Annotated in this window: 5 protein-coding genes and 1 pseudogene; 1 reads left to right on the plus strand and 5 read right to left on the minus strand. The window is 66.4% G+C overall.

Going from position 1 to position 3,871, the window contains the following annotated elements; translation table 11 throughout:
• Together ACRDUX_RS22090 and ACRDUX_RS22095 are read right to left on the minus strand one after the other, a co-directional pair.
• Window positions 1-241, minus strand: a pseudogene (locus ACRDUX_RS22090) (IS110 family transposase); the annotation flags it as partial.
• A gap of 322 nt (window positions 242-563) precedes the next feature.
• A complete protein-coding gene (locus ACRDUX_RS22095) occupies window positions 564-899 on the minus strand; it encodes a hypothetical protein (protein WP_526416514.1) in 336 nt (111 codons plus the stop codon).
• 254 nt (window positions 900-1,153) lie between these two features.
• On the opposite strand from ACRDUX_RS22095, the gene ACRDUX_RS22100 reads away from it, so the two are divergent.
• Window positions 1,154-1,474 (plus strand): EthD family reductase, encoded by a 321-nt coding sequence (locus ACRDUX_RS22100; protein ID WP_526416516.1) that lies wholly within the window; start codon window positions 1,154-1,156, stop codon window positions 1,472-1,474.
• Window positions 1,475-1,479: 5 nt separating this feature from the next.
• Here ACRDUX_RS22100 and ACRDUX_RS22105 read toward each other — a convergent pair whose 3' ends face one another.
• The 3 genes from ACRDUX_RS22105 to ACRDUX_RS22115 all read right to left on the minus strand — a co-directional run.
• Window positions 1,480-2,286 carry a tyrosine-protein phosphatase gene (locus ACRDUX_RS22105; protein WP_526416518.1) on the minus strand — a complete coding sequence of 269 codons (807 nt, stop codon included), beginning with the start codon at window positions 2,284-2,286 and terminating at the stop codon, window positions 1,480-1,482.
• A complete protein-coding gene (locus tag ACRDUX_RS22110) occupies window positions 2,286-3,521 on the minus strand; it encodes an acyl-CoA dehydrogenase family protein (protein ID WP_526416520.1) in 1,236 nt (411 codons plus the stop codon). The genes ACRDUX_RS22105 and ACRDUX_RS22110 overlap by 1 nt, the downstream gene beginning before the upstream one ends.
• A gap of 27 nt (window positions 3,522-3,548) precedes the next feature.
• A partial coding sequence (locus tag ACRDUX_RS22115) for a PEP-utilizing enzyme (RefSeq protein WP_526416522.1) occupies window positions 3,549-3,871 on the minus strand: 323 nt, incomplete at its 5' end.

Here is a 3,871-nt window from a genome sequence, read left to right on the forward strand (position 1 = left end):
GTGCGTCTTCGAGTAGAAAGTAGAACGGCTTCCAGTACGCCGCGGTCGACTCGATCACCACGCATGTCACCCGCTCGGCGATCAGATGCTCCCGCAACGCCAGAATGCTGTTGGTCATCGATGTCCACGTGGTCACCGTGGACGAGGTGGCTTTGCGGCCGCGGCCTTGAACCCGCACGCACACCTTGGCGTCCCTCTTCGACACGTCGATGCCCGCACACCGCGGATGAATCACCTCCATGGCAGATCATCCCCTTTCGCACTAAAGCTGTTGTTGTGTAGCGTGTTTCGGGGAGGACTGAAAGAAACAGAAGTCTCACTCACGTGCTCACGGGCAACAATCCACATCCCTCGCGTAACCATCAAGGGACGCCCTCCAGCCCCACGCTCTAGAGACGTGCTCTCTGACAACAAGGCGGGAACGGGGTCGCCGAAACACCCTCCAAGCGTCCACCCCGGCCACGGCGAACGCAACCACCCACCCAACCGCACCAGCCCACCATTTTCATGTCTCCACACCGGGCGCAGCCCCCTGAACGCTCTGAGCGACAACCGGCCTGGTTTCATGACCACGTCGGGCCATCCCATCGGAGGTATTCGAAGGGACGGCCTCTCACCTCCTCGCGCATGGCGATCACGCGCTGGTGGATGCGGTACTCGGTAGAGCGGGGGATCGCACCGGGGCCGTACACGCCGCGACTGATGTGACGGACTCTGTCGCGTCCGATCTCCCAACGGAGGGCATCCGAGATGGCCTTCGATGGGCGTCCCCCGAAGTGGAAGCCTTGGTGGGTCATCGCCCGAATCAGCTGGGGAATGGTCTGCCGTCCATGTTGGGCGAGGTAGAGGGTGAGCGCGTAGCGGAGTTCGATTCCACGGAGTTCGCGAGTATTGAGCATGACCGACCGTGACACCGAGGTGTGACGGGTCCGAGGGGTTGTCGCTGATAGTCGGGCAGTTGTCCACATGGCTGCGGACGAGTTCGGAAGCGACGGACTCTGCGCCGGCACGATCCTCTCCTCCGTAGCGCCGCGTTTGTCGCTCAGAGTCGGACACTCGCATACATGGTCCCCGGAGAGGCGCTGGAGAGGTGGCCGTGGTGGCGGCAGAAGTGAGTAGTGCGGTGAGTGATGCCGAGGTGCATGATCAACGCATGTCAGAAACCAAGATCACCGTCATCTACGACAACCCCATCGACCCGCAGGCCTTCGAATCAGCCTACGAGGCTGAACAATTGGATGCTGCGCGCAAGATCCCCGGCCACATCCGCTTCGAGACGTCGAAGGTGTGGCCCAAGGAGGACGGGTCGCCGACGCCCGCGTACCGGATGATCGACCTCTACTACCCCGACTACGACGCCGCCAGCCTGGCCGTCACGACACCGGAGGCAGGCGCGTTCTTCCAAGGCATGGCGCAACTGTCCACCGGCGGGGTCCGCGTGCTGTTCTCCGACGTCGAGATACCGCGCGACTGACTGACCTACGCGACCAAAGCCTGGCGTAGCCGCGCCACCTGTTCGGCCGTCACACCGAGTGCCTCGAGGTAGCCGGCCGTCGACCCGTACTCCGCATCGATCGTGCGCTTGGCCGCCACCAGGTACTCCTCGCGCACGCCGAGCACCTCGTCGTTGAGACGCGCCTCGGCGAACGTGACGATCTCGGGTGTCGTCGTCTCCTCGGCGCGGTTGCGGATCGATTCCAGGATTCGCTCGCGCAGTTGAGGCACGGCCGCGTTGCTACGCAGGAAGTCCGCCACGATCGCATCGCGGGGCACGCCAACGGTTTCCAGAACCAGTGCGACCGTGAACCCGGTGCGGTCCTTGCCCGCGAAGCAGTGTGCGATGACGGGCCGCTGATCGGCCAGTAGCGAGATGACCTGCCGCACTGCGGTGTGCGCCCCGGGCAGCGCGGGAAAGCGCTCATACTCGTCGGTCATGAACCGCGCGGCCGCGACGGCGACATCCTCGTCGTCCGGCTTGGCGGTCATCATCATCTCGAACGCACTCTCGTGCGGGGCGTCGGCCTGGTCGGCGGCCAGCTCGTGGAACGGCAGCAGGTGCACGGCGACACCGTCGGGCACCTGACCGGGACCGCGTCGCTCGACCTCACGCAGCGACCGCAGGTCCGCGACGTCCCCGATGCCGAACTGCGCCAAGGCCGTACGGCCGGCATCGTCCAGCCGGCTCAACTCGCTGGACCGGAAGAAGCGGCCGGGCTTGATCCCGGTCTCCTCCGCGACGTCACGGAAGTTCCACGCCCCCGAGAGCTCGCCGCCCGTGGACGCCACTACGCGGTCACCGCAGCCGCGAATGGGGTCTTCTCGCGACCCAGTTCGGCGCGGGCGATCGAGCGCATGTGCACCTCGTCCGGACCGTCGAACAGCCGCATCGCGCGGTGCCAGCCGTACAGCCGCGCGAGCGGGAAGTCGTCGCTGATGCCGGCGGCGCCGTGCACCTGGATCGCGCGGTCGAGCACGTTGCACGCCATCTGCGGGGCCACGGCCTTGATCATCGCGACCTGATTGCGGGCTTCCTTGTTGCCGTGCTTGTCGATGGTCCAGGCGGCCTTCTCGCACAGCAGCCGGGCCTGGTCGATCTCGTTGCGGGACAACGCCACCTGCTGCTGCACCACGCCCTGCTCGGCGAGCGGCTTGCCGAACGCGATGCGCTTGTTCACCCGGTCGACCATCAACGCCAGCGCCCGCTCGGCCACGCCGATGGCGCGCATGCAGTGGTGGATGCGACCGGGCCCGAGGCGGGCCTGAGCGATCGCGAAACCGCCGCCCTCCTCGCCCAGCAGGTTCGACACCGGCACCCGCACGTTGTCGAACACGACCTCGGCGTGCCCGTGCTGATCCTGCCAACCGAAGACCGGCAGCGAGCGGACGATCGTGACTCCTGGGGTGTCGATGGGCACCAGGATCATCGACTGCTGCTGATGTGACGCGGCGTCGGGGTTGGTGCGGCCCATCACGATCAGGATCTTGCAGCGCGGATCGTTGGCGCCGGAAGTCCACCACTTGCGGCCGTTGATGACGTAGTCCCCAGATCCCGAGCCGTCGCGCTCAATGCTGGTTTGGATGTTGCGCGCATCGCTGGAGGCCACCGCCGGCTCCGTCATCGCGAACGCGCTGCGGATCTCGCCGTTGAGCAGCGGATCCAGCCAGTCCTTGCTCTGCTGCTCGGTGGCGAACAGGTGCAGCGTCTCCATGTTGCCGGTGTCCGGCGCCGCGCAGTTCAGGGCCTCGGGAGCGAGCTCCATGCTCCAGCCCGACAGCTCCGCCAGCGGCGAGTACTCCAGATTGGTCAGCCCCGACACGGCAGGCAGAAACAGGTTCCACAGCCCCCTGTCCCTGGCCAGCTTCTTGAGCTCCTCCACCACCGGCGGCACCGTGTGATCGTTCGGCCCGGCCTCCAGCCGGTACTGCTCGTAGGGGTGCTCGGCCGGGAATACGAACTCCGTCATGAAGTCGGTGAGACGTTGGTGGTAATCCTGCGCTTTAGCCGACCTTGCGAAGTCCATGACCGCCACGATATGACACCCGTCGAGTCACCCTTCGAGCACGGTGACGTCGCCGGTGGCCCCGTCGACGTCGATCAGCGTGCCGGTGGTCAGGCGGGTGGCCGCGCCCCGCGCGTTGACGACACACGGCACCCCGAATTCACGGGCCACGATCGCGGCGTGCGACGTCGGGCCACCGAGTTCGGTCACGACGGCGGCCGCGTAGGCGAACGCCGGGGTGTAGCCCACGTCGGTGACCTTGGCGACGAGGATCTCCCCTGGCTGCAGATCGTCGATGGTCTCGGCCGCCACGATGCGGACCAGGCCGCGAGCCCGGCCGCCGGACACCCCGATCCCGTGCAAGACCTCGC

Source organism: Mycobacterium sp. (assembly GCF_050701675.1).
GTDB lineage: Bacteria > Actinomycetota > Actinomycetes > Mycobacteriales > Mycobacteriaceae > Mycobacterium.

Bases quoted from the DNA above. Each gene is read 5' to 3' on its own strand.
- ACRDUX_RS22095 (WP_526416514.1), bottom strand. From the start codon at position 899: ATGCTCAATACTCGCGAACTCCGTGGAATCGAACTCCGCTACGCGCTC.
- ACRDUX_RS22100 (WP_526416516.1), top strand. From the start codon at position 1,154: ATGTCAGAAACCAAGATCACCGTCATCTACGACAACCCCATCGACCCG.
- ACRDUX_RS22110 (WP_526416520.1), bottom strand. From the start codon at position 3,521: ATGGACTTCGCAAGGTCGGCTAAAGCGCAGGATTACCACCAACGTCTC.